The 435-nt window shown below is 61.4% G+C and carries 1 protein-coding gene; it reads right to left on the bottom strand.

Going from position 1 to position 435, the window contains the following annotated elements; all coding sequences use genetic code 11:
• On the bottom strand, window positions 1-278 hold a 278-nt coding region (locus KVS67_RS11630; protein WP_217565409.1), incomplete at its 3' end, for a TetR/AcrR family transcriptional regulator.
• Window positions 279-435: the final 157 nt, after the last annotated feature.

The raw sequence follows: 435 nt of genomic DNA on the forward strand, positions 1-435 counted from the left end.
GTGGTGGCGTCGGCGATGGTGTTGAAGCGTTCCGCGCCGATGGCGATCACTTCATGCAGCAGGCTCTCCCGGTCGGCGAAGTGTCCGTAGAGCGCGCGTCTGGATAGACCCGCCGCGTGCGCGATTGTGTCCAGGGAGGCGTGTGGATTCTCGGCGAGAACTGTTTGTGCAGCGCGGAGCAACGCTTCGTGGTTGGTGGCGGCGTCACGCCTGCGGGCGCGCGGGAGCGGCGCGGCGATCAGCGACGGAGAGTTATCAGCGGGTATGTAAACACTCATATCGACGCTCACATCAGTTTCGTTGACTCGAGCGCGTCGTCCTTGCCCATGAATTCCCAGCCGAGTTGGTCGTTCCCCTTGGGGCGTGTCAGATGGTCTGTGTAAGCCGTACCGAGAGGAACGGTAAGAATCATGACCATGATCGACGAGAAGAACC

Origin of the sequence: Micrococcus sp. GbtcB5 (assembly GCF_019091605.1) — a bacterium.
Lineage (GTDB): Bacteria > Actinomycetota > Actinomycetes > Actinomycetales > Micrococcaceae > Micrococcus > Micrococcus luteus.